This window comes from Pseudomonas abyssi (assembly GCF_002307495.1).
GTDB classification, from domain to species: Bacteria; Pseudomonadota; Gammaproteobacteria; order Pseudomonadales; family Pseudomonadaceae; genus Halopseudomonas; species Halopseudomonas abyssi.
On record NZ_NTMR01000012.1, the window covers coordinates 169,040 to 192,997 of the forward strand.

The following is a 23,958-nucleotide window of genomic DNA, read 5'->3' on the forward strand; positions in this document are numbered from 1 at the left end:
GGTTCTGTCATTCAGAGGCCCGACTTGTCCCCTGCACACCAAGACGGTTTACCCATGCCGCAGCGCCTCGGGGCGATCATTGCGATCGCCCTGGGGGTGACCATGGCCGTACTCGACGGCATGATCGCCAACGTCGCCCTGCCAACTATCGGCGCCGATCTGGGCGCCAGTGCCGCCAGTTCCATCTGGGTGGTCAATGCCTATCAGCTGGTCATTGCCGTCAGTCTGCTGCCGCTGGCTTCACTCGGAGATTTGTGGAGCTACCGGCGCATCTATCTGATCGGGCTGGCGGTGTTTGCCAGCATGTCGGTGTTCTGTGCCCTCAGCGATTCCCTGCTGGAGCTGACCCTGGCGCGCATGCTGCAAGGCCTGGGTGCGGCGGCGGTGATGAGCGTCAACGGTGCACTGACCCGGCTGATCTACCCGCGCGCACGTCTGGGCCGGGGTGTGGCCCTCAATACCCTGATCGTCTCCGTTGCCGCCGCCGCCGGGCCCAGTGTGGCGGCGGCCATTCTGTCGCTGGCCAGCTGGCCCTGGCTGTTTGCCGTCAGCGCGCCGGTTGGCCTGTTGGCGTTGATCATGGGCTGGCACTTTCTGCCCTCCAACGAGGGCGCCCCGAGTCAGCGCTTTGACCTGCCCAGCGCCCTGCTCAACGTGCTGACGCTGGGGTGCTTCTTTCTTGCCGTGACCGGTTTTGCCCAGGGCCACGCCGGCTGGTGGCTAGTGCTGCCGGTACTCATCGGTGTGCCGTTGGGCTGGCTGTTCGTGCGCCGGCAGCTGAGCCGCAGCATGCCGCTGTTGCCGGTGGATTTGCTGCGCATTCCGATCTTTGCCCTGTCTATCTGCAGCTCGATCAGCGCCTTCACCGCGCAGATGCTGGCGATGGTCTCCATCCCCTTCTATTTTCAGCATCAACTGGGCCTCAATGCCATCCAGACCGGTCTGCTGATGACACCCTGGCCACTGGCAACCATGTTGACTGCGCCCCTGGCCGGTCGACTGCTGGAGCGTTATCACGCGGGTCTGCTGGGGGGCATCGGCATGCTGCTGTTTGCTGGCGGGCTGTGGGGGTTGGCCAGCCTGCCGGATAGCCCTGGATTTGCCTTGATACTGGCGTGGATGATGTTGTGTGGTGCGGGCTTCGGCTTGTTTCAGTCGCCGAACAATCACACCATCATCACCGCCGCGCCGATTCATCGCAGTGGTGGCGCCAGTGGCATGCTCAGCACCGCCCGCCTGGTTGGCCAAACCAGCGGTGCTGCGCTGGTGGCCCTGGCGTTCAACCTGTTTGTGGACGATGGCACCCATGTCGCCCTGCTGGCTGCCAGCGCCTTTGCGGTCATCGCGGCGTTGGTCAGCAGTTCGCGAATGCGTCAGGCGCTGCCCTGACTATTTACCAATACAGAAGCTGGAGAAGATCCGCCCCAGCAGGTCATCGGCGGAAAACTCGCCGGTGATCTTGCCGAGGGCTTGCTGGGCCATGCGCAGGTCTTCGGCCAGCAGCTCGCCAGCGCCCATCAGGGTGAGCTGATCAAAGCCATGCTGCAAGTAACTAGCGGCTTCTTCCAGTGCTTCGAGATGGCGCCGGCGGGCGCTGAACAGGCTTTCGCCGGTTTGCTCAAAGCCCATGCAGGCTTTCAAATGTTCACGCAGCAGATCGATACCCTCACCCTGCCGGGCTGACAGATGCAGCACCACCGAGCCGTCTGCTGCGATGTCCTGTGCAACGGGCTCTGCGGTGACATCGATCTTGTTATAGATCAGCGTGACCTTGGCCGGGTCGGGGCGTTGGGCGAGAAACTCCGGCCACAGCAGGTCTGGATTCTTGGCTTCCGGCTGACTGGCATCGACCATCAGCAGAATCCGATCGGCCTCGCCGATGGCGTTCATCGCACGCTGCACACCAATACGCTCGACCTGATCGTCGGTGTCACGCAGGCCCGCGGTATCGATGATATGCAGCGGCATGCCATCGATGTGGATATGTTCGCGCAGGATGTCCCGGGTGGTGCCGGCAATATCGGTGACAATCGCACTTTCGCGCCCGGCCAGGGCGTTGAGCAAGCTCGACTTGCCGGCGTTGGGCCGCCCGGCGATCACCACGTTCATGCCGTCACGCAGCAGCGCGCCCTGCCCGGCCTGGCGCTGTACCTGGGTCAGTTCAGCCTGCACTGCCTGCAGTTGCGACAGCACGTGACCGTCGGCGAGAAAGTCGATCTCTTCCTCAGGGAAGTCGATCGCCGCTTCAACGTAGATGCGCAGGGCAATCAGCGACTCGGTCAGGGAACGCACGCGCTGGGAGAACACCCCTTGCAGCGAGTTGAGGGCATTGCGCGCCGCCTGCTCGGAGCTGGCTTCGATCAGATCGGCAATCGCTTCGGCCTGGGCCAGGTCCAGCTTGTCATTGAGGAAGGCTCGTTCACTGAATTCACCGGGGCGCGCCTGTCGTGCGCCGGCGGCCAGGCATGCCTTGAGCAACAGATCCATTACCACCGGACCGCCGTGGCCCTGCAGTTCCAGCACGTCTTCACCGGTAAAGGAATGCGGGCCGGGGAAGAACAGCGCGATACCTTCGTCCAGTGTCTGCTCACCAGACCAGAACGGGCCGTAGTGGGCGTAGCGCGGTTGCAGGTTGCGGCGGGCGATGCGCTCGGCAATGTCCCGAGCAGCCGGGCCGGAGACACGAATGATCCCGACGCCGCCCTGGCCAGGAGCGGTGGCCAGCGCGGCAATGGTATCGGCGTGATAGGGCGTGCTCATGGCGGCTCCGGTGTTTTCTGTGGATAGCAAAACGCCCCGCGAACGGGGCGTTTGACTGGCGGTGAGCCGGACTTAGTCCTTGCTCGCGGCGCCCTTTTCGATCTGCCGGGTAATGTACCACTGTTGCGCAATGGACAGGCAGTTGTTGACTACCCAGTACAGCACCAGACCGGCCGGGAACCACAGGAAGAAGAAGGTAAAGATGATCGGCAGCATCTTCATCACCTTGGCCTGCATCGGGTCCGGTGGCGTGGGGTTCAACTGCTGCTGCAGGAACATGGTCGCACCCATGATGATCGGCAGGATGAAGTACGGGTCCTTCAGCGACAGGTCAGTGATCCAGCCCAGCCATTCGGCCTGACGGATTTCGACGCTTTCCATCAGGGTCCAGTACAGGGCGATAAAGACCGGCATCTGCACCAGGATCGGCAGACAGCCACCCAGCGGGTTGATCTTCTCCTTCTTGTACAGCTCCATCATGCCCTGGGACATTTTCTGACGGTCATCGCCGTACTGTTCACGCAGCGCCTGCAGCTTGGGTGCAACGCGGCGCATATTGGCCATGGAGCGGTAGCTGGTAGCCGACAGCGGGAAGAAGATCAGCTTGATCAGGCAGGTCAGCAGGATGATGCTCCAGCCCCAGTTGCCGACAAAGCCGTGGATCAGGCTCAGCACCCAGAACAGCGGCTGGGCAATCCACCACAGGAAGCCGTAGTCGACGGTCAGCTCCAGACCCTGGGAGATGGCCTTGAGGTCATCCTGGATCTTCGGACCGGCGTAGAAGTCGGCGCTGATCTGCTGCTGCTCGCCTGCCGGCACGGTAACGGCCGGGCTGGTGAAGCCGACAATGTAGTTGCCGCTGCGGTCTTTCAGTGTGCGGTAGTGATGTGTCACCTCGGGGCTGGGAATCCAGGCACTGACAAAGTAGTGCTGCAGCCAGGCAATCCAGCCACCGGTAACGTTCTCAGCCAAGCGAGTGTCGTCCAGCTCGGACATCTTCATCTTGGTGTAGGAGGCGTCGGCGCTCCAGTAGGCGGTACCCAGGAAGGTCGCCATACCGGTCGCTGTGGAGCTGGAAGGATCACCGCTGCCATCGCGCTTGATCTGACCGAACAGACTGCCACTCCAGGGCTGGCTGCTCTGGTTGTCGATCAGGTAGCTGACGCCGACCAGATAGCTGCCGCGGGTAAAGGTGAAGCGCTTGGTGACATTGACGCCGTCGTTGCTGGTGGTCAGGTCAACAACCAGTTGCTCCTGGCCATCAGCCAGCTGGTAACTGTTCTGCTCGACGCTGTACTGCGCGCGGCCGCTGGACTTGTCCGGGCCTTGTTGACCGGTCAGGCCGCTTTGCGCGATGTAAGTGCGGTTGCCCGATTGCTCCAGCAGCTGGAATGGCAGATCCGGACGATCCTTGCGGGTCGGATACTGCGGTAGTGCCAGGGAGACAATGTCACCTCCCACCGGGTTAATGGTCACCTGCAGGGTGTCGGTTTCAACCTTGACCAGTCCACCCTTTGCATCCGGGGTGGTCACCTGGGCCGGCGCCAGGGCTTCGCCCTCGCCATTGATGGCAGCCGGCACGTCACCGTCGTGGGACGCGGCGGTGTCATCGCCCGGCAGATCGCTGCTGTCGAGCGGGGCCATCTGGGTCTGGGCTGCCGGAGCAAGATCCTGCTGAACAAAATCCTTATTCCACTGCACCACCATCAGGTAGGTGATCACCAGTAGAGCACCGATGAGGATATTACGTTGGAGGTTCATGGTTTGTTGGCCATTCGGGTCGGTCGGTTGGCAGAAGCTGGCGGTACCGGATCATATCCACCGGGGTTCCAGGGATGACAACGTCCCAGGCGGCGTGCGCTGAGCAGGCTGCCCTTGAGAAGACCATGCTGTTCGATGGCTTCCTGGGCGTAGCAGGAACAGGAGGGATAGAAACGGCAGTGACTGGCCATCATGGGACTGATGGCGTAGCGGTAAACCTTGATCAGTCCGAGCGCGATGCTACGCATGGGATGACGGGGGTCCGGGGTCACGTGAGCGGTTTTTTGCGGCCGATTTTATAAGCCTGCGCCACATACCCTGATACAGGGCATGCAGTGCAGCATTGTCCAGGTCGCCCAGTCCCTTGCGGGCCAGTACGACAATGTCCAGATCCCCCAGCTCAGCACGATGCTGTCTGAACGACTCGCGGGCAATGCGCTTGACCTTGTTACGGTCTACCGCACGCCGAACACTTTTCTTGGCAATGACCAGACCCAGCCGTGCGTGGCCCAGAGAGTTTTCTCTGGCCAACAGCAGCAGGCTGGGTCCTGAGGCTTTGCAGGTGGCTCCATCGAATACGCGCTTGAACTGAGCAGGCGTCAGTAGCCTGTGTTCAGGTGTGAACCCGAGATCCACCAGTAAACCGGTGCTTAAGCGGACAGGCGTGCGCGGCCTTTGGCACGACGGCGAGCCAGAACAGCACGGCCGTTCTTGGTAGCCATACGAGCACGGAAACCGTGGGTGCGCTTGCGCTTCAGTACGCTGGGTTGGAACGTTCTTTTCATCTTCAGATACCTGAGTAAGTCACATCAGAGCTAAGTGCCCCTTCGAGGGACCGGCAATTCTAGAGAAAAAGCTGGCCGAGGTCAATTTCCCCGCAGGGCAAAAGAACCATGAATAAATAATATGAAATCAGTTTGATTAAAAGATAAATACAGTGACTGTATATGGTGCCGTGATTTTCTGTGGATAAGGCCATAAAAGCAAAGCAGATCAGTGGGTTGCTTGCATGATAACCCTGCGGATAAGCGGGGGACGGCACCCGGGTGTCCCTGTGTGCGCCCTGTGGATAAAAGGCATGGATATCCACAGGCGGTTTTATCCACCGGTTAGAGGGCTGTTTGCCAACAAGGCTGAGGTGCAGTTGTTCACAGCTCCTACAGAGCGCGATTTGCAAGGCGTTGGTGTATTCCGGCGGTCTGTTCTGCAACCTGACAAGGCAAAACGCCAGTCGCTTTTTGTCACCGGGAGGCGGCTGGTGTGTGGATAAGTCAGGGGTGAAGGGATAGAATAGGCGGCTCTGTTATCCGTAGTTCGTCGCCTTGCCGCGATGTGCATTTGTCTTCAATAAAAGCCGCTGGTGTCAGTGGTCCCCGGGGGATTCAGTGTCTGTTGCACTTTGGCAGCAATGCATCGATTTTTTGCGTGATGAGCTTCCATCTCAACAGTTCAATACCTGGATCCGCCCGTTGCAGGTTGATGGCGATCAGGCCGAGATCCGTCTGTATGCGCCCAACCGCTTCGTGCTTGATTGGGTCAACGACAAATACCTGAATCGTATTCAAGAGCTGCTGGATGACCTCTCCCAGGGGCAGGCGCCGATGGTGTCGCTGCTGATTGGCAGTCGTCGCGCGGCTCCTGCGGCAGCACCAGCTGCTCAAGTTGCGCCGGCAGCCGCGCCGCGTCCGATCGACCCCACGCCAGCCGCGGCTCCTGCCAGCCCCGCGGTGACACCGGTGGTGGTGAGCTCGCAACCCGCTGCCGATCACCGCGGCGCGTCCGATGCCGCAGCCGAGTTCGCCGGCAACAGCCAGCCCGATACCAGTCAGCCGCCACCGACGCTGATCAAGCACACCAGCCTGCTCAACCGCAGCTTTACCTTCGAGAACTTTGTTGAAGGCAAGTCGAACCAATTGGCGCGCGCCGCCGCCTGGCAGGTGGCCGATAACCCCAAGCATGGTTACAACCCGCTGTTTCTTTACGGCGGTGTGGGTTTGGGTAAGACCCACCTTATGCACGCGGTGGGCAACCACCTGCTGAAGAAGAACCCGGCGGCCAAGATCGTCTACCTGCACTCCGAGCGCTTTGTTGCCGACATGGTCAAGGCGCTGCAGATGAATGCCATCAACGATTTCAAGCGCTACTACCGTTCGGTCGATGCGCTGTTGATTGACGACATTCAGTTCTTTGCCAAGAAGGAGCGCTCCCAGGAGGAGTTCTTCCATACCTTTAACGCGCTGCTCGAAGGCGGGCAACAGGTCATTCTTACCAGCGACCGTTACCCGAAGGAAATCGACGGCCTGGAAGAGCGGCTCAAATCGCGTTTTGGCTGGGGGTTGACCGTGGCGGTCGAGCCGCCGGAACTGGAAACCCGCGTAGCCATTCTGATGAAGAAGGCCGAACAGTCGCGGGTGGATCTGCCCCACGATGCGGCGTTTTTTATTGCCCAACGTATCCGCTCCAACGTGCGCGAACTGGAAGGTGCGCTCAAGCGAGTGATCGCCAGCGCGCACTTCATGGGGCGCGATATCACCATCGAGCTGATTCGCGAGTCATTGAAGGACCTGCTGGCCTTGCAGGACAAATTGGTCAGTATCGATAATATTCAGCGCACGGTCGCCGAGTATTACAAAATCAAGGTTGCGGATGTGCTGTCCAAGCGTCGTTCGCGCTCTGTTGCCAGGCCGCGACAGGTTGCCATGGCTTTGTCCAAAGAGCTGACCAATCACAGCCTGCCCGAGATTGGCGATGCCTTTGGTGGACGTGATCACACCACGGTATTGCATGCCACGCGCAAGATTGCTGAACTGCGTGAAACGGATGCGGATATCCGCGAGGACTACAAGAATTTGTTGAGGACGCTGACGACCTGAGATCGTCAGCCCACACCACTGCCAACCAGCACGAGGTCGAAGGAAGACAATGCAATTCACCATTCAGCGCGAAGCTCTGTTGAAGCCCCTGCAACTGGTTGCGGGTGTTGTGGAACGCCGCCAGACCCTTCCGGTTCTGTCCAACGTACTGCTTGTTGTTGACGGCAATACCCTGTCGCTCACCGGTACCGATCTGGAAGTCGAACTGGTTGGTCGCATTCCCCTGGAAGAAGGCAGCGAAGCCGGCGAGATCACCGTGCCTGCGCGCAAGCTGATGGACATCTGCAAATCGCTGCCAGATGAAACTGCTATCACTCTCAAGGTGGAAGAAGGCAAGGCGCTGATCAAGGCTGGCCGCAGTCGCTTTACTCTGGCCACTCTGCCTGCGGCAGACTTCCCCAACGTCGAAGACGGGCCGGGCGCCATGAGTTTCGCCATTACGCAGAACAAACTACGTCGCTTGATCGACCGTACCAGTTTCGCCATGGCGCAGCAGGATGTTCGTTACTACCTCAACGGCCTCTTGCTGGAAATCAACAAAGGGCAGCTGCGTGCGGTAGCCACTGACGGTCACCGTATGGCGATGTGTACCGTCGATGCCAATATCGATTACCAAGAACGCTATCAGCTGATTGTGCCGCGTAAGGGCATCCTCGAGCTGGCCCGGCTGCTCGGCGAAGCCGACGACACCGTCAACGTTGTGCTGGGTAGCCACCACATTCGCGCGACCACCGGTGACTTCACCTTCACCTCCAAACTGGTGGACGGCAAGTTCCCGGATTACGAACGTGTGCTGCCGCGGGGTGGTGACAAGATCGTTATCGCCGATCGCCAGACCCTGCGTGACGCTTTCAGCCGTACAGCCATTCTGTCGAATGAGAAATACCGCGGTATTCGTCTCACTCTGGAATCCGGTCAGCTGAAGATCCAGGCGAATAACCCGGAGCAGGAAGAGGCCGAAGAAGAAGTAATGGTCGACTACAACGGCGCGGGCCTGGAGATCGGCTTCAACGTCAGTTACCTCCTCGACGTGATGAATGTGCTGGGTCACGAACAGGCCAAGCTGGTACTGTCCGATGCCAACAGCAGTGCACTGGTTCAGGAAGCTGAATCCGATGAAAGTCTTTACGTCGTTATGCCCATGCGCCTCTAATCGCGCATGCCCCTGACTCGTCTTGCGGTCACCGCGGTGCGCAATCTGCACCCGGTGACCCTGCTCCCCTCTCCGCGTATCAACCTCGTTTCCGGCGCCAACGGCAGTGGCAAAACCAGTTTGCTGGAGGCCGTTCACATTCTTGGCCTCGCGCGCTCCTTCCGAAGCACTCGACTGCAACCCGTTATTCAGTACGACCAAGACAGCTGCACGGTGTTTGCCGAGTTGCAATCAGTGCAGGGTGTCGCGTCGCGTTTGGGGATTTCACGTAACCGCCAGGCGGATTACGAAATTCGTATCAATGGGCAGAGCGCACGTAGTACGGCTCAGCTCGCTGAGTTGTTGCCGCTGCAGTTGATCAATCCGGATAGCTTTCGGTTGCTCGAAGGGGCGCCCAAGCAGCGCCGCCAGTACCTGGACTGGGGCGTGTTCCACGTGGAACATCGTTTCCTACCAGCCTGGCAGCGGCTGCAAAAGAGTCTCAAACAACGGAATTCACTGCTTCGACGTGGTAGAATCGAACGTTCGCTCCTCGCCCCCTGGGAGGCCGAGATTGTCGCCGCTGGCGAGCAGATAGACGGCTTCAGACAGGCTTATCTGCAGCAGCTGAAACCGATCTTCGAGCAGACGCTTGCCGAGCTGGTTTCACTGGACGGTCTTACCCTCAGTTACTTCAGAGGTTGGGATAAGGAGCGAAGTTTGGCCGAGGTGCTGGACAGCCAGTTCGCGCGCGATTGCGCCCTCGGGCATACCCAGGCTGGCCCACAACGGGGCGACCTGAGGTTGCGGCTTCGGGGGTTGAATGCCGCTGAGGTGCTGTCCAGAGGCCAGCAGAAGCTGGTGGTATGCGCGCTCAAGATCGCCCAAGGGCGCTTGCTGCGGCAGCTGGATCGTCAGCAGGACTGTGTTTTCCTGGTGGACGACTTGCCCTCTGAACTCGATAGCGCGCATCGGCAGGCGTTGTGTCGCCTGCTCGAATCGCTGGAGTGTCAGGTATTTATTACCTGCGTAGATGCCGACTCGCTGAGCAATTGCTGGCAGCCGGATACACCTTTATCCATGTTCCACGTGGAACATGGGCACATTGTGCAGACCGAATGAAGTCTGGAGTGACTCAAGATGACCGATAACAAAGCCTATGATTCGTCGAGCATTAAGGTACTCAAGGGCCTAGATGCAGTGCGCAAGCGCCCCGGTATGTACATCGGCGACACGGATGATGGCACTGGCCTCCACCACATGGTCTTCGAAGTCGTCGACAACTCTATCGACGAAGCCCTGGCGGGATACTGTAGCGATATCGACATCACCATCCACACCGATGAGTCCGTCAGCGTGCGAGACAACGGCCGGGGCATCCCGGTTGATGCGCACGAGGAAGGCGTATCGGCGGCCGAGGTGATCATGACCGTCCTGCACGCAGGCGGCAAATTCGACGACAACAGCTACAAGGTGTCCGGCGGTCTGCACGGGGTGGGGGTTTCCGTCGTGAACGCCCTGTCTGAAAAGCTGATCCTAACCATTCGCCGTCACGGTAAAGTCTGGGAACAGACCTATGTACACGGCGTGCCACAGGCTCCACTGGCTGAAGTCGGCGACACCGATAGCACCGGCACGCAGATCCACTTCAAGCCCTCCGCCGAGACCTTTAGCAGCATCAGCTTCAGCTGGGATATCCTTGCCAAACGCCTGCGCGAGCTGTCCTTCCTTAACTCGGGTGTGGGTATCAACCTGAGGGATGAGCGCACCGGCAAGCATGAGCTATTCCGCTATGAAGGTGGCCTGCGTGCTTTTGTCGACTACCTGAATCAGAACAAGAGCAGCATCAACTCGGTGTTCCACTTCAACCTGCAGCGCGAAGACGGCATTGGCGTGGAAGTGGCGATGCAGTGGAACGACAGCTTTAACGAAAGCATTCTCTGCTTCACCAACAATATTCCTCAGCGCGACGGCGGTACCCACCTCGCGGGTTTCCGTAGCGCCCTCACCCGCAGCCTGAACGCCTACATTGAGCAGGAAGGTTTGCTGAAAAAGCTCAAGGTCAACACCTCCGGCGACGATGCCCGGGAAGGCCTGACTGCGATCATTTCGGTCAAGGTACCGGACCCCAAGTTCTCCTCCCAAACCAAGGACAAGCTGGTGTCGTCCGAGGTGAAGACGGCGGTGGAACAGGAAATGAACAAGTTCTTCGGCGACTATCTGCTAGAGAAGCCCAGCGAAGCCAAGGCCGTTGTCGGCAAGATGATCGATGCCGCCCGTGCCCGTGAAGCGGCCCGCAAGGCGCGCGAGATGACCCGCCGCAAGGGTGCACTGGATATCGCCGGTCTGCCGGGCAAACTGGCGGACTGCCAGGAAAAAGATCCGGCGTTGTCCGAACTGTACATTGTGGAGGGTGACTCCGCCGGCGGCTCTGCGAAACAGGGCCGCAATCGTCGTACCCAGGCGATCCTGCCGTTGAAGGGTAAGATCCTCAACGTCGAGAAAGCACGCTTTGACAAGATGCTCTCCTCCGCCGAGGTCGGTACTCTGATCACGGCGCTGGGTTGCGGCATCGGTCGCGAAGAATTCAATATCGAAAAGCTGCGTTACCACAACATCATCATCATGACCGATGCGGACGTCGACGGCTCGCACATTCGTACCCTGCTGCTGACCTTCTTCTTCCGCCAGATGCCGGAGCTGATCGAGAACGGCTACGTGTACATCGCGCAGCCGCCGCTGTACAAGATCAAGAAAGGCAAGCAAGAACAGTATCTGAAGGACGATGAGGCGCTGGAAGAGTACCTGACCCAGTCCGCCCTCGAAGACTCCTACCTGTACGTCAACGAAGACGCGCCGGGCATCACCGGTGAGGCGCTCGAGCGTATCGTGCAGCAGTTCCGCGCGGTCATGCGTACCCTCAAGCGTCTGGCCCGTCTGTATCCGCAGGAGCTGATGGAGCACTTCGTTTACCTGCCGCGTCTGACCGTCGAGAACCTTGGCGACAAGGCGTTCATGGACGAGTGGATCAAAGGCCTGGCTACCCGTGTCGCGGCGACCGAGCGCTCGGGCCAGCAGTACAACGTCAGCCTGCGCGAGGATACCGAACGCCACCTGTGGCTGCCCGAAGTGGAATCCATCACTCACGGTCTGTCCAGCTACATCACCTTCAACCGCGATCTGTTTGCGAGTAACGATTACCGCTCCATGGCCGAATTGGGGGAAACCCTGCAAAGCCTGCTGGAGCCGGGTGCATACATGCAGCGCGGCGAGAAGAAGAAGCCGATCAGCACCTTCAAGGAAGCGCTCGAATGGATGATGAACGAAACCGCGCGTCGTCATTACATTCAGCGCTACAAAGGGCTGGGTGAGATGAACCCGGACCAGCTGTGGGAAACCACCATGGATCCGGAAAGCCGTCGCATGCTGCGGGTCAACATTGAAGATGCCATCGCGGCGGATCAGATCTTCAACACCCTGATGGGCGATCACGTTGAACCGCGTCGCGAGTTCATCGAAACCAACGCGCTGGCCGTGTCTAACCTGGACGTCTAACGGCTTGTAGGCGGGCAAAGTTACCTGCCACTTCGGTCAAAGTTAAACGTCTTGGCCAAAGTTATGTGACGGAAAAACCCCCGGTTGAGCTAGCTCAACCGGGGGTTTGCTATAAGGGGGGAGCTCTTACCAGCGCTCTTCAGCAAGATGTGAGTTATTCAGCAAGGCTCTGAGTTGACCCCACTGAGGAAGGTGTTGATCCAGAAGACTGATGAAACGGTCGTTGTGATGCCGTTCATGCAAATGGGCCAGCTCATGCACCAAGATGTACTCTAGGCATTGCACGGGCTTCTTGGCCAGTTCCAGGTTGAGCCAAATGCGCTGGGCTTCGATGTTGCAGGTGCCCCACTTGGTCTTCATGCGCTTGATGCCCCAGGCGCGCACTTCAACCCCTAGCTTCGGTTGCCATTTTTCCAGCAGCTCCGGCACCAAGCGCTTCAACTCTGCACGATAGAAGTCCTGAATCACCTGCTCGCGCCGCTCGACGGTCGTCTCCGGGCGTACGAAAAGATCCATGATGGTCTTCCCGCGCAGCGCCACACGCAGTGCTGTACCACCGCTCTCATGCACGCGAAGGCGATACCGCTGGCCGAGGAAGTAATGGCTCTCGCCACTGACCATACGACGCTCGGACTGCCGGGGCTGGGCCTGAAACTTCGCCTGTTGGCGTTTGATCCAGCCCAGCTTACCTACGACTGCCAAGCGCACGGCTTCGTCATCTACCGCCAACGGAGCTGCCACACGCACACGCCCCAGTGGCGGATAAACACCCAGGTGCAGGTTCTTGATCGGCTTGCGCACGACTTCCACGGCCAAGCCGCTGACCGTGATCTTTCGGGACTCAGTACTCATGTTGATGCTTGACCAGTTCGAGCAAGGCATCTAGCCGTTCGTTCTCCTGTCCTGCCAAATATTCCCCCCTGGTATCAGCTATGTCGCTGCCCCATTGATCCAAAGCCCCTTTGATTGCCAGACGCACGCGTTTAATCTTCATTGCATTGCCGCGCCAGTCGTCCTGCCGGCTATCCAGCACCGCGGCATCCACAGCCAGTGCCAGGCCGGCATTCTGGCCCAGGTTGTCATACAACGCCTTGCGGGCAGGGCTATTGATCGAGCCAGGATAGTTGGTCGAGCTGGTGGGCTTTTGGGCCTGCTGAGCCAATTTCACCACCTCATCCAGGTATTCCTGGTAGCTGATGGCGTCTTCCTTACGCTTGGCGATCAGCGCATCCAGCAGCGAAGACATGGTCTCGTAGTACTTGGGGTTGATCGGTGACTCGTCGATGATCAGCTTGCGCACGTTGTTTTCAATGGTTTCGGCGACGGCTTCCTGGCTTTCGCGAATGCCCTTTGGCAGCGCGTCCACAGCGCTGGCACCGCGCTCTACGATCAGCTGGATCAGCGACATATCGTCGAACGCGGAGATCTTCTCGCTCTCATCGGCACGGATATAGGTGTCGATCAAGAAGCGCATGTCCGGCTCGTAGGCCTTCAAGTCGATGTAATCGCCACTGGCCAGCTTCACCTCGTCGCGCACCTTGTTGAAGTGATCGACCTCATCCTTGATCTCGCTGATTTCCGTGGCGCTATAGCCCGCCTCCCCCAGCTCATTGGCCAGATTGCCGAAGCAGCGAATCAGCGCCGAGGTCATCTTGTACAAATTCAGGCGCTTCGGCTCGTTGGCCTTGAGTACCTCAGCATTACCTGAGTCGGTGCCGCAGAAGAAGCGGAGATAGGCAGGCGTGTCCTTGGGTTTCTCCACCGGATCGCACAGGGCCTTGATCGCCTCGCGGGCTTCCTCCAGGTCTTCCTGTGCCTTGCTCAGCCGGTCTTCGAGCAGGCCTGCCACATCGGCCTTGTCGTATCCGTCCAGCGCACCGCTGGTGTAGTCGTCGATGGCGCCTTCCAGCTGCTTGAACAAGTCCTTGTAGTCGATGATGTAGCCGTACTGCTTGTCCTCACCGTCCAGGCGGTTGACCCGGCAGATAGCCTGGAACAAGCCGTGGTCGCGCATCTGTTTGTCGATGTAGAGGTAGGTCGCTGATGGCGCGTCGAAACCGGTCAGCAGCTTGTCCACCACGATCAGCAGCTTCATCTGGCCCGGCTCTTTGATGAAGCGCTGTTTCACCTCCTTCTCGAATGTCTCCGGGTCTTTATCGCCGAGCATCTGATTGTAGATTTCGTACTGGCGCAGCTTCTCGGTCAGCCCCTCGCCGGTGGCTTCACCCTTGATATCGGCGGGCGACGGCTTGTAGCTTGTGACGATGGCGCACTTGTCGCCCATGCCAGCCTTGCAGAACAGCTCGTAGCATTTGCAGGCTTCGAAGATGCTGCTGGTTACCAGCATGGCATTGCCCCGGCCATCAGCCAGGCGCGGCTTGATGGCCATGTCCAGCAGGATATCTGCGACGATCTTCTCCAGCCGCGACTGGCTGGACAGCACCTTCTGCATGGTGCCCCAGCGTTGCTTGAGCTGGGCCTTGGCCAGGTCGTTCAAACCCTTGGTATGGGCCTCAAACCACTGGTCGATCTTCTTCTGCGAGGTAATGTTCTGGTCGATGTCTCGAGCTTCGTAGCGCAGGTCGAGCACCACGCCATCGGCCACGGCCTCATTGAATTTATAGGTGTGGATGTAACGGCCAAACACCTCGATGCTCTTCTGCTTGTCGGCCTTGAGCAGCGGCGTGCCGGTAAAACCGATGAACACGGCATTGGGCAGAATGGCCTTCATCGCCTTGTGCAATTCACCTGACTGGGTGCGGTGGCACTCATCGACGAACACATAGAGGTCGCCCTTGGCGCGGAAGTCTGGCGGCAGGCTCTTGCGCAGCTCCTCAACAAAGTCTTCTACATCGGCATCCTCGCGGACACCGAACTTGTGGATCAGCGAGCACAGCAGCCAGGGAGAAGGCTGGTTGAGTTTCTCGATCAGGTCGGCACCGCTGGTGGTACGGACGATCTGCTCGTTGACGCCGGTAAACACCTTCTCGATCTGCTCATCCAACTCGGTGCGGTCGGTGATGATCAGCACCCGCGAGTCCTGGATGTTTTCCCGAATCCATTTGGTCAGCCAGACCATGGTCAGCGATTTGCCGGAGCCCTGGGTGTGCCAGATGATCCCGCCCTCGCGCCGCCGCAGGTAGCGCTGCGCCTCGCGGATGCCGAAGTACTGGTTATGCCGGCAGAGCTTCTTCACCCCGCTGTCGAACACGATGTAGTCGTGGATCAGCTCAAGAAAACGCGCCTTGTTGCACAGCTGGAGCAGGTGCCGATCCAGCAGGTTGTCGGCAGCGGTGCTCTCATCGCTATCTTCCTTCCAGGTCAGGTAGTACTTCTCGCCGGTCTGGATGGTGCCGTAACGCAGGCCCTGGGTATCGTTGCCGGCCATCACGTACTGCATGGTGGAGAAGAACGGCTGGATAAATTCAGCCTTCTGGTTATCGAGGTTCTGCCGGATACCCTCGTTCACCGCTACCTTCGAACGCTTAAGCTCCAGCACTCCCAGCGCAATACCATTCACGTAGAGCACGATATCCGGGCGCTTGGTATGGGCCTTGGCATCAGCGCCCTTGATGGTGACTTCCTCGGCAATCGCGAAGTGGTTACGCTCCGGGTGTTTCCAGTCGATCAGCCAGACGGTCTGGGTGTTTTCACCCACCTCAGGCTTGATCTTCACGCCATAGCGCAGCAGCTCGTACACTGCCTTGTTGCGGTCATACAGGCCCTTGCTGGCGTCGTTGGCAGTCTTGTTCAGCTCAAAGATGGCCCGGCTGGCAAGATTGGCTTCAACACCCTGATCAAGCAGCCAGTCGCGCAGCAACTCTGGCGCGATATTGGGGTTATCCGGACGGTCGGCCCAGTCGCCCAAGTAGTCGTAGCTCAGCTGTTGCTGGAACAGAGCGACCACGCGCTGCTGGGTCTTTTTTTCGATCTGGCCAACGGTGCTCATGAGATCCATCCTCGAATTTCATTAATCCAGGCCGGAACTTTATGTGTATCAGTTAATCGAGCAATGTATCTTTGAGCGAAAACATATTTATTGTTTCCACTGTCAAAAAAATTATTAATCAAATCTCTTTCGCTCGTGCGAAGATCTAAAGCAAAATACGAGTTTTCCTCTGTGGCCGAGTCAAAGAGATCGCATAGAACTTGATTTTTTAACTCAGCAGAAAATTCCTTGAGCGTTTCATAGAATAGTTTCCCATTTAGCGCGTCCTCTATTTCTGTTTGTGGCGAAACAGGATTGGACTTTATATGTACAAGTCGCGCATCTCTTGTTTTGGAGTCGCTTACTAGTCTCTTGCAAATGAGATTCGAGAGGTTGTTGTTTGTCTCGTATGAGACCAACTCTGTATCCGTATCTGAAATTAAAACAATCTTGCCATTTATTTCGTCTTTAAATTCTTCGTATGAGACGGCGAGATGTTGATAAATTCTTTTGATTTCTTTCGCTCCACCCACGGGAACAACACGAACTCGCCGACTTGAAACTATATCTTTGAAGTAGGCATTGAGATATATTCTTTCAGAGCTGCCCTCACACAATACCCAGGTATATGGGTTGTCGCCGATAGTGCTTGATATGATGGACTGAACTAAATCATTTATGCTTTTTAATCTGATGTCGTACGGGAACTTTCCGCGGCTGCTGCTTGCGAGTTGCTTAACCTGCTCCCGGTGACTAGGCAGATTTATAAGGTCGAAGACGTGGTCGCCATCTTTTTTAGTGATAACTGTTGCACTGCCATCCTCAATGGTCGGGAAAAATCCATACCAGTGGGTAGAAAACAGCAGTTGCATGCATGACTGGCTTATATCGTGTAATGCATCAAATTGATCAAAACAAGCAGACATATGAAGCGATGACTCAGGTTCGTCGATGGCCAGTACAAGATTATGTCCACTAGTGCGATGGTTTTTTATTAGACTATGCGCAACGTCGATTATTGCCTTTTGTTTTTCGCCGGAGCTGAGTGCATTGATTTCGAGCCAGCTCTCGCCTTGCTTCTTGTGCAGCTTTCTAATATTGAAAAAAGCCTGGGTAATCAAATTGTATACGTCTTGCTTTTTTAGATTTTGCTGCCTATCTGTTGGGGTTCTATACGAGTACTCAATGAGCTCCTGGGAAAGTCCGTCAATAAATTCATTGAGACTTCTATTAATGCTTTGTATTGCGTGAGTGGTGACGCAGCGTTCGAGAATTTCATTTAAAGTCTCCCCCATCAATGCTTGGATTTCTATGGTTTCAAGTTTCGTGAAGGACTCAGAGTCAATATCTTTTGGTATGTATATATACTCAATGCCGTTCTTTAGCTCCCGCAGCAGTGGAGAGAATTCAGAAACTTCAGAATCATTTAAACTAATTAACTGAGGGTCAGCTTGCTCGCCATGAGTAATTTCGACCAACTTTCGGCAGTTAAATACTGAAAGGGTTGGGTTTGAGTTGTGATCGACTCCAATTGGGATCAAATAGTGTTCGCTTATTTTGATATTTCTAAGTAGAGACTCGCGATGGGTGATAAAACGCTTTATATGCTGCCTGTTTGCGGGATTAACATCTGCTTCGGAAATTGAAAGAGCGAGTTGGCTTAGCTTTTCCGCCAAGGCTGTCAATGGTTCCGGTATCTTGATTTTTTTTACAAGAAATACTGGGAGTATTGATGGCTTTGTTTCGCTATAGCCACTTCTCTTGACTGCAATATTTAGCGTAATTTGCCTTTCATTGAAAAATGAATCCAAGGCTTCAAGCACGGAACTTTTTCCAATTCCATTGTCGCCTACTAAGCCGCAAAAGTTTGAGGCTTCCGTCAAGGGGATATAATTAATTCCCTTGTATGTTTTGATGTATCTTAAAAGCACGCCAACTATCACATCGACCACCTTATTTTGATTTTTAGGTAGAGATAACTCAAAATGCCTTTTTATTAATTGCCGTAAGACAATCTTATTCTTCCGGTTAGTAACTCTTGCATCATGCCTTGTTTCATGTAACAGGCTTTGGCGAGGCGGTTTTCGAGGGTGGCGAGTTCGTTATCCATATCGGAGAGGATATTGGCGATGGCGGTCTGCTCACCCTTGGGTGGCAGTTTGATTTCGACCGTGCTCAGCGCATTTGCACTAATGTGAACAACCGCATCACCTTGACCCTTGCTCGCTTTTTGCCGACATATTTCTTGTGTGTTCAAGGCGTAACCAAGGTAAGTTGAATCGGAGTTAATTGGACGGAGAATTACGATATCTCCGCCTGCATATGCTTCGAAGTTATCGACATAAGCGACGCACTTCCCGATCTCAGCTTTTGTTTCTCCCGATCCTGCGAACAAGATGTCGCCCATTTTTAAACTAGCAGCGTTGGCTGCAACTTCTTTTGAAATAAATGACTGGAATACTCGCAGGATGTATTTATGTGCTGTGTAAATCTCTCCGTATCGCACACAAGGCAATACGCCGCTGCTAGCTTGATCGCGTGTGACTCCACTGCCCTTCAAAAATATTCCAATTTCATCCAGCCGCTTCACCTCCCACTCTCCATTAAACCCCGGTAGGCGGCGTCGGCCGGTGAGGAGTTGTTGCATGGTGGCTTGCTGGATGTCGCGCTTTTTGGTGATAATTTTATCTAAGCCATCAATAAGGGCATCGATATCTTTTAGGGCTTTAGAAATATTTCTTTGGCTTTCTAATGGTGGCACCCTGATAAAGTACTTCTCCATCTCGCTTTTTTGAGTATGCACGAGAGCAGAAGCGCCATGGGCGTCACCCTCGATGTGACTCGTAAGATCTCTAAGCGCATAGAAGAAATAGTCAGAATCAATGCGCGACTGCTTTATCTCAATTTTCCACGTATGATAGTTAAGGAGCGCGTCGTTACCTTTCCACACATGCGGGCCAAACGAGGTTCCTCGGCTGCCAGACCATGCGAAAAGAAGTTGGTTGTATTTAACTAAAATCTTGCTATCAAATTTTCCCGAGAAATAATTAAACTCATTGGAACCATTAAGATTTTGAATTCTAATGATAGGTAATCCATTACTTTGCCACTCGTGAGGCTTAAAGCCCCGTCCATTTATCAGAGTGCAGACTTCTTTTATTTGCGCAATCCCCCAATCTTCAGGGATTATTCCAATTTCAGTCTGTTTGTACCCGAGAATTAAATCTGCACTCATACGGAAAACCCCATCTTAACCAGATGAGAATTGACCTTGACCGCCAACGCCTCCACCTCGGCATTCAGCGCTGGCAATGGCGTGGCATAGCGTTCGGCCAGTTGACGGATACGACCGGTCAGCGCCTGCGACACCCGATCTAGCTCGGTCTGCACATCCGCTTGCAGGGTGGCCAGCCATTTGTCGTCCACCACCAGGGTTTTCAGCTCGGCCTCACTGAGTTGGGCGTAGTGGGCAAGCACCTTCGCATCCAGCAACTTCTGGGCAGCTTTGACCTTTTTGCTAGCCTCGGCCTCGCGCTGGATTAGTTCCAAGCATTGCTCCAGTGCCTGGCGTTCTTCGTCGGCGTCACGCTCGTGCTTGATGGCTTTCAGTCGTGCCTTGACGCTGGCGGCGGTGAGCTTGCCCTTGTCGGTTTTGCCTTCGGTCAGAGGGCCGTCTTCGCCACCCTTCTCCTCGTCCAGCTCTTCCAGCTCGCGGCTGATGGCATCACGTTTGGCTTCCAGCTCGGTGATGGCGGCGGCTTCGGCGGCGTAGTAGCGGCGCACGATCAATTCGGGCGGCAGCAGGTCGGTATTGGGGGCGCCCTGGCTAGAGCCGCTGGCAATTAGCGGCTTCCATCCATCGATCACCAGTTGGTAGACATCATCCTGCAAGGTGGCATACCAATAGTCCTGAAGGTGCTGGTAGACGTCGTAGGCATTCAGCAGCTGCGCGGTCTCGAAGCGGTGCAGCAAGTCTTCAGCCAGTTGCTTGAGCAGCGCCTTGGGCTGGTCGCCAATGGCGATGCCGGTTAGGTTCGGGCGGTGTTCGTCACGCCAGGCCTCGAACAGGCCTGCCACCGTCTGACGAAAGGCGTCGAACTCGGGATGGCGGAAGATGGTTGGCTTGATCTCGCTGATGGCGACTTTAAGGTTGAGGTAGCCGGGGCGCAGTGGCTCGAATAGCGCGCTGCGAAGATTAGGCATTACGTCCCAGTAGGCACACAGAGCGTCAATATCACGTTCGGGAATGCCTCCATGCAGGTGGGCCTCGATGTCCTGAAGATCCTCTGCTTCGCTGGTGTCGATATAGCGCGGGATATTCAGGTTGAAGTCGTTGGCCTCGATCTCGGCCATGGGCACCAGTCGTGCGAATTTCTCCACTTCAAGCTGCTGGGTGAAGGTATCGACGATCTTGTGGATGTCCTGTTCACGCAGGCGGTTCTTGTTGCCGTCCTTGATAAAGCCCTTGCTGGCATCGATCAGGAACAGGCCCTTGCGCCCGGCACTGCCCTCTTTATCGAGCACGATGATGCAGGCAGGAATGCCGGTGCCGTAGAACAGGTTAGCCGGCAGGCCGATGATGCCCTTGATGTAACCCTGCTGGAGGATGCGCTTGCGGATTGTGGCCTCGGCACCGCCCCGGAAAAGTACACCGTGGGGCAGAATCACCGCCGCTTTGCCGGTGCTCTTCAGCGAGGTGAGCATGTGTAAGAGGAAGGCATAGTCGCCGTTCTTCTCGGGTGGAATGCCAAAGCTGAAACGGTTGTACTCATCCTCCGCCGGGTTGAAGCCATTGCTCCAAGCCTTGGTGGAGAACGGAGGGTTGGCGACGATAAAGTCGAACAGCTTGAGGTAGCCCAGCCGGTCTTTGAAATGGGGTGCGGACAGGGTGTTGTCCTTCCAGATCTCCGCCGTGGGGCAGTCATGCAGGATCATGTTCATTTTGGCCAGGGCGCTGGTGGCGTTGTCCATTTCCTGGCCGTAGATGGCCAGATCCAGCCCTGTGGCGCTCTTTGCTTCGTCGTGAGCCTTGAGCAGCAGCGATCCTGAACCGCATGTCGGATCATAGATGCTCTGCTTGCTGTCAGTGGCGCCGGCCAGGCCGATGACTTGAGATATGATCCGAGACACTTCAGCCGGGGTATAGAACTGCCCCTTGCTCTTGCCGGACTCGGTGGCGAAGTGCCGCATCAGGTATTCGTAGGCATCACCTAGGATGTCGTCACCCTGAGCGCGGTTTCCTTTGAAGTTGAGTGCCGGGGTGTTGAAGATGCTGACCAGGTTGGACAGACGGTCGACCATCTCCTTGCCCTTACCGAGCTTCTCCTGGTCGTTGAAGTCGGCCACGTCGATAACGCCGGTGAGGTTATTGGCCTCAGCCAGGCGGGCGATGATCTGGTTGATCTTGTCGCCGATCTCCTTGTCGCCCTTGAGCGCCACCATGTCAGCAAAGCTGCCGCCGGGGGGTACTTCGATCAGGGAATGGGGGTTGCCGGCGTACTTATCCGAAACGTACTTCACGAACAGCAGCACCAGAACGTAGTCCTTGTACTGCGAGGCATCCATCCCGCCACGCAGCTCGTCGCAGGATTTCCAGAGGGAGGAATAGAGTTCGGATTTCTTGATAGCCATGTGTTTCTTAGTGTCCTTTACGTATGCCGCTAGTTTAGTGAGCTTTGATTCGGCTTTTAAAGCGGCCAGAATGCTTTGGTGAGCTCTGCTTGTTGAAAGCGCAAGCTCTCAATTTCCGCTTCGAGCCGAGCCTCGTTATCGAATGCCTGAACCATAGCGTGCATGGTCTGCAAAGGAGGCACTGGAATATCAATGTTCTTAAGGGTCGAAAGCTGAATGGAGGGGATGCTTGCCCCCACTGCTGCTTGACTCAGCAGGCCCTGTCCAACGGCGGATCGCAGGAATATCAGCAGCGCTTTGGGAGGGTATTGATCGGGGAATCGGCTGCGCAAGACCACTAATGATTGCCCTGCTATCCAGCGGTTCTGGCCAGGCGGCGGGACGTCGCCTGCTATGCCTGCCTTGCCTACGACACCTTTGAAAGTCACCAGAATGTCGTCAGTTTTGATGAAGTAGCTGTCAGCCTTGGGCGACTGCAGGTCGAACAGTGCTTCTTTGCTGGCACTGCGGATATAGCCGAACGATGGAATGTCTTGGGCCAGTACTTCGTTGACCTCTGCACCCTCTGAGGCAGTGCTGTGTTGCCTGGGACGAAGGACTTCAAAGAAGTCCCCCAGCTTGCGCAGTGGGTAGCGCTTCAGGGCGTTGCTAAGCTTCTGTGCAGACTCATCCTGGACGTAGCGACTCGCCTCAAGGCTGTAGTCGCTTGCTTCAATCTCTTTAGCCGCCACATTCCTGGCAAATGGGGAGGCATCTTCGCTCGCTGCTAGTTGAAGCAGTGCATCGATGTCCTTCAGATCCACACGCCGTTTGCCAGATGTCTCCTTGAACGCTTCATGGTTGGCATTTACAAAACGGATCGACTGGCTGCGACTCTTGCCGTCCAAGACCAGGATACTTACAGGGATTGATGTACCGCTGCACAGCCCACCTGGTAGCGCGATCACTGCGCGGACATGGCCAAGACTGACCAGATCTTCGCGCAGCTGCCGCTCGACCCCCTTTCCGAATAGCACAGAGCCTTGAACTGTCATAACAACTAGGCCTTGTGTTTGGGCGAGCAGGTGACGGATTTGCAGCACGTTGCCGACCTGGGTCTTTTCGGTGAAACGCTCCCAAAGATCGTCATTGCAGATTTCGTTTGGGTACTTCACGCCCATCGGCGGAAAGCAAATGGCCGTATCGAATTGAACCAGCTTTCCTTGTTTAATAGCTCTTGGTGACTTCACTGGGTCGGTTATATGCAGCTCCCAGTTCGCACCGCCTACCAGGTTGAGCATCTGAGCGCAGGTGTGTGGCACTTGCGACTCAACCCAGAGGTTTGCTCCGGTGCGAGCAACACGGGCAGCCAATTGGCCAGAGGTTTCCCATGGGATGTAGATTTTTTGGGTTTGGTCGACATGGGCAAGAGACACCATCAGCTCACAAAGGCTAGGTGAGTAGCTGACGGACTCACCGCGCGACTCGATACTCCAATGCGCTGCGTCGTCTAGCAGCAGCGTGTCGATTAAGCCTTGAGTGCCTAGCAAGCGGATTTTCTGGATTAAAGCAGAAAGGTCGCTGGCCCCGTGAAGCCCTTGCCATGCACCTTCATCTAAGAATGGGTGGCGAGTGTATTGCTGTGCGCTCCGGAGAGCCTCCAGCTGTGCTGAGGTGCTCTGCTCGCACAGCGCCTCAAAATGCAGATGTTCTGGTAGAACTAGCTCTTTGGAGAGTTTCCACCAACACAGCAGTTGTAGGACTAGGGACAGAGCATTGGCGGGGACTGTGCCAGTTCCTCGAATGGTGTCGAGCAGTTGCCAGAGGACTTTATCGTTCATGGATTTTCCGTGTTGTCCGGGGGGCGTATTCGTTCAGTGACGCTGGGAGCAGTTGTAGGTTGTGACCAGAGCATCACCGTCGGCGACTACTACCACTCCACCTTTGTCGCTAATTTTCATCAGCAAACGGCGTTCGTTATCCAGAGCCGCTATGCGCTGTTTCGCTTCCTTTTTGCCGAACACGACTTTGTCCTTCTCCTGAGAGCCATGTGCCAGAACGTATTCGACCATATCGAGTGAGATCCCGCGCTGGGATTGGCGTGCCTTGCAGTGATGAGTGGTGTGCATGGTGTTCTGCTCCATGGAGTGATGAACATGGAGTTAGATTAGGTGATAGCTTTCTATGCGTCAATTAAGCAATTAATGCTTAAAATAAGCACGAGATTCATTTTTGGTTAGGTCGACTGCTTGAGGCGCTTGCAGGCCGGGTGCATGTGCGGCTCCGTTAACAGTTACTCAGAATTTGACTGCTTTAGGAACTCCATCTATATCTATTTC

Annotated in this window: 17 protein-coding genes; 5 read left to right on the plus strand and 12 right to left on the minus strand. The window is 56.3% G+C overall.

The window, feature by feature from the left end; genetic code table 11:
- The first annotated feature begins 54 nt into the window (after window positions 1–54).
- Window positions 55–1,389: an MFS transporter gene (locus CNQ84_RS11230; RefSeq protein WP_096004957.1), complete on the plus strand. Its 1,335-nt coding sequence runs from the start codon at window positions 55–57 to the stop codon at window positions 1,387–1,389.
- Here CNQ84_RS11230 and mnmE read toward each other — a convergent pair whose 3' ends face one another.
- The 5 genes from mnmE to rpmH all read right to left on the minus strand — a co-directional run bounded on the left by mnmE (window position 1,390) and on the right by rpmH (window position 5,306).
- Entirely contained in the window at window positions 1,390–2,760 is a 1,371-nt protein-coding gene (gene mnmE / locus CNQ84_RS11235) for a tRNA uridine-5-carboxymethylaminomethyl(34) synthesis GTPase MnmE (protein ID WP_096004958.1), read from the minus strand.
- A gap of 72 nt (window positions 2,761–2,832) precedes the next feature.
- Window positions 2,833–4,521 (minus strand): membrane protein insertase YidC, encoded by a 1,689-nt coding sequence (yidC, locus tag CNQ84_RS11240; protein ID WP_096004959.1) that lies wholly within the window; start codon window positions 4,519–4,521, stop codon window positions 2,833–2,835.
- Complete coding sequence (yidD, locus tag CNQ84_RS11245; protein WP_096004960.1) at window positions 4,518–4,769, minus strand: membrane protein insertion efficiency factor YidD; 252 nt, start codon at window positions 4,767–4,769, stop codon at window positions 4,518–4,520. The genes yidC and yidD overlap by 4 nt, the downstream gene beginning before the upstream one ends.
- Entirely contained in the window at window positions 4,762–5,160 is a 399-nt protein-coding gene (gene rnpA, locus CNQ84_RS11250; RefSeq protein WP_096004961.1) for a ribonuclease P protein component, read from the minus strand. The genes yidD and rnpA overlap by 8 nt, the downstream gene beginning before the upstream one ends.
- Before the next feature lie 11 nt (window positions 5,161–5,171).
- Window positions 5,172–5,306, minus strand: a complete 135-nt coding sequence (rpmH, locus tag CNQ84_RS11255) for a 50S ribosomal protein L34 (RefSeq protein ID WP_083728495.1) — start codon at window positions 5,304–5,306, stop codon at window positions 5,172–5,174.
- A gap of 600 nt (window positions 5,307–5,906) precedes the next feature.
- Here rpmH and dnaA point away from each other — a divergent pair.
- From dnaA to gyrB, 4 genes are read left to right on the plus strand one after another with little or no spacing between them, the layout of a single operon-like run.
- Window positions 5,907–7,394 carry a chromosomal replication initiator protein DnaA gene (dnaA, locus tag CNQ84_RS11260; protein WP_096004962.1) on the plus strand — a complete coding sequence of 496 codons (1,488 nt, stop codon included), beginning with the start codon at window positions 5,907–5,909 and terminating at the stop codon, window positions 7,392–7,394.
- 49 nt (window positions 7,395–7,443) lie between these two features.
- Window positions 7,444–8,547 carry a DNA polymerase III subunit beta gene (gene dnaN, locus CNQ84_RS11265; protein ID WP_096004963.1) on the plus strand — a complete coding sequence of 368 codons (1,104 nt, stop codon included), beginning with the start codon at window positions 7,444–7,446 and terminating at the stop codon, window positions 8,545–8,547.
- 6 nt (window positions 8,548–8,553) lie between these two features.
- Complete coding sequence (gene recF / locus CNQ84_RS11270; protein WP_096004964.1) at window positions 8,554–9,648, plus strand: DNA replication/repair protein RecF; 1,095 nt, start codon at window positions 8,554–8,556, stop codon at window positions 9,646–9,648.
- Between the two features lie 18 nt (window positions 9,649–9,666).
- Window positions 9,667–12,081, plus strand: coding sequence for a DNA topoisomerase (ATP-hydrolyzing) subunit B (gene gyrB, locus CNQ84_RS11275; protein ID WP_096004965.1), 2,415 nt, complete (start codon window positions 9,667–9,669; stop codon window positions 12,079–12,081).
- A 126-nt stretch (window positions 12,082–12,207) separates the two neighbouring features.
- Here the strand turns inward: gyrB and CNQ84_RS11280 are convergent, their stop codons facing one another.
- Genes CNQ84_RS11280 through CNQ84_RS11310 form a run of 7 tightly spaced genes read right to left on the minus strand, consistent with a single transcriptional unit; the run spans window position 12,208 to window position 23,748 of the window.
- Window positions 12,208–12,933, minus strand: a complete 726-nt coding sequence (locus CNQ84_RS11280) for a M48 family metallopeptidase (protein ID WP_096004966.1) — start codon at window positions 12,931–12,933, stop codon at window positions 12,208–12,210.
- Window positions 12,923–16,030, minus strand: coding sequence for a type I restriction endonuclease subunit R (locus tag CNQ84_RS11285; RefSeq protein WP_096005018.1), 3,108 nt, complete (start codon window positions 16,028–16,030; stop codon window positions 12,923–12,925). Before CNQ84_RS11285 ends, CNQ84_RS11280 begins: the two co-directional genes overlap by 11 nt.
- A complete protein-coding gene (locus tag CNQ84_RS11290) occupies window positions 16,027–17,952 on the minus strand; it encodes an ATP-dependent nuclease (protein WP_096005019.1) in 1,926 nt (641 codons plus the stop codon). The genes CNQ84_RS11285 and CNQ84_RS11290 overlap by 4 nt, the downstream gene beginning before the upstream one ends.
- Window positions 17,953–18,005: 53 nt before the next feature.
- Complete coding sequence (locus CNQ84_RS11295) at window positions 18,006–19,244, minus strand: restriction endonuclease subunit S (protein ID WP_096004967.1); 1,239 nt, start codon at window positions 19,242–19,244, stop codon at window positions 18,006–18,008.
- Window positions 19,241–21,640, minus strand: a complete 2,400-nt coding sequence (locus CNQ84_RS11300; RefSeq protein ID WP_096004968.1) for a type I restriction-modification system subunit M — start codon at window positions 21,638–21,640, stop codon at window positions 19,241–19,243. Before CNQ84_RS11300 ends, CNQ84_RS11295 begins: the two co-directional genes overlap by 4 nt.
- 56 nt (window positions 21,641–21,696) lie before the next feature.
- Window positions 21,697–23,460: a type I restriction-modification system subunit M/S gene (locus CNQ84_RS11305; protein ID WP_096004969.1), complete on the minus strand. Its 1,764-nt coding sequence runs from the start codon at window positions 23,458–23,460 to the stop codon at window positions 21,697–21,699.
- A gap of 33 nt (window positions 23,461–23,493) precedes the next feature.
- Window positions 23,494–23,748: a DUF4258 domain-containing protein gene (locus CNQ84_RS11310; RefSeq protein WP_096004970.1), complete on the minus strand. Its 255-nt coding sequence runs from the start codon at window positions 23,746–23,748 to the stop codon at window positions 23,494–23,496.
- Window positions 23,749–23,958 lie beyond the last annotated feature (210 nt).

What these genes read in the sequence shown, in the direction of transcription:
- CNQ84_RS11230 (WP_096004957.1), top strand. Translation starts at nt 55, where the DNA reads ATGCCGCAGCGCCTCGGGGCGATCATTGCGATCGCCCTGGGGGTGACC.
- mnmE (WP_096004958.1), bottom strand. Translation starts at nt 2,760, where the DNA reads ATGAGCACGCCCTATCACGCCGATACCATTGCCGCGCTGGCCACCGCT.
- yidC (WP_096004959.1), bottom strand. Translation starts at nt 4,521, where the DNA reads ATGAACCTCCAACGTAATATCCTCATCGGTGCTCTACTGGTGATCACC.
- yidD (WP_096004960.1), bottom strand. Translation starts at nt 4,769, where the DNA reads ATGCGTAGCATCGCGCTCGGACTGATCAAGGTTTACCGCTACGCCATC.
- rpmH (WP_083728495.1), bottom strand. Translation starts at nt 5,306, where the DNA reads ATGAAAAGAACGTTCCAACCCAGCGTACTGAAGCGCAAGCGCACCCAC.
- dnaN (WP_096004963.1), top strand. Translation starts at nt 7,444, where the DNA reads ATGCAATTCACCATTCAGCGCGAAGCTCTGTTGAAGCCCCTGCAACTG.
- recF (WP_096004964.1), top strand. Translation starts at nt 8,554, where the DNA reads ATGCCCCTGACTCGTCTTGCGGTCACCGCGGTGCGCAATCTGCACCCG.
- gyrB (WP_096004965.1), top strand. Translation starts at nt 9,667, where the DNA reads ATGACCGATAACAAAGCCTATGATTCGTCGAGCATTAAGGTACTCAAG.
- CNQ84_RS11280 (WP_096004966.1), bottom strand. Translation starts at nt 12,933, where the DNA reads ATGAGTACTGAGTCCCGAAAGATCACGGTCAGCGGCTTGGCCGTGGAA.
- CNQ84_RS11285 (WP_096005018.1), bottom strand. Translation starts at nt 16,030, where the DNA reads ATGAGCACCGTTGGCCAGATCGAAAAAAAGACCCAGCAGCGCGTGGTC.
- CNQ84_RS11295 (WP_096004967.1), bottom strand. Translation starts at nt 19,244, where the DNA reads ATGAGTGCAGATTTAATTCTCGGGTACAAACAGACTGAAATTGGAATA.
- CNQ84_RS11300 (WP_096004968.1), bottom strand. Translation starts at nt 21,640, where the DNA reads ATGGCTATCAAGAAATCCGAACTCTATTCCTCCCTCTGGAAATCCTGC.
- CNQ84_RS11305 (WP_096004969.1), bottom strand. Translation starts at nt 23,460, where the DNA reads ATGAACGATAAAGTCCTCTGGCAACTGCTCGACACCATTCGAGGAACT.
- CNQ84_RS11310 (WP_096004970.1), bottom strand. Translation starts at nt 23,748, where the DNA reads ATGCACACCACTCATCACTGCAAGGCACGCCAATCCCAGCGCGGGATC.